Origin of the sequence: Acuticoccus mangrovi (assembly GCF_016411865.1) — a bacterium.
Classification (GTDB): Bacteria; Pseudomonadota; Alphaproteobacteria; order Rhizobiales; family Amorphaceae; genus Acuticoccus; species Acuticoccus mangrovi.
Genome location: NZ_JAEKJA010000029.1, coordinates 1 through 290, shown reverse-complemented (window position 1 = coordinate 290; position 290 = coordinate 1). Strand labels below are relative to the sequence as shown.

The following is a 290-nucleotide window of genomic DNA, read 5'->3' as shown; positions in this document are numbered from 1 at the left end:
GCGTCTTCGTCGGCGAGGCGGTGGGCCTCATCGCCGACGCCCCGCCCGCCGCGCAGATCCTCCAGCGCATGGTGCGCGAAGCCGAAGCGGTCATCTCCGGCCTCGGGCAGAAGCGACGCTAGCCGCTAGAGTATCCGTCTTTTTCAATCGGCTTTCTCGGTCCAAAGGCGGCCATCGCGCAGGAGGGCGTTTGCGAGGATGAGGAGCTTCCTCATCAGTGCGGTGAGGGCGACCTTGGGCGGCTTTCCTGCGCTGATAAGGCGCTGGTAGACCACCTTGAGGTCAGGGTT

Annotated in this window: 1 pseudogene; it reads right to left on the bottom strand. The window is 65.2% G+C overall.

Annotated elements, in window-relative coordinates:
• Nucleotides 1-143: 143 nt before the first annotated feature.
• A pseudogene (locus JCR33_RS25700) lies at nucleotides 144-290 on the bottom strand (IS110 family transposase); the annotation flags it as partial.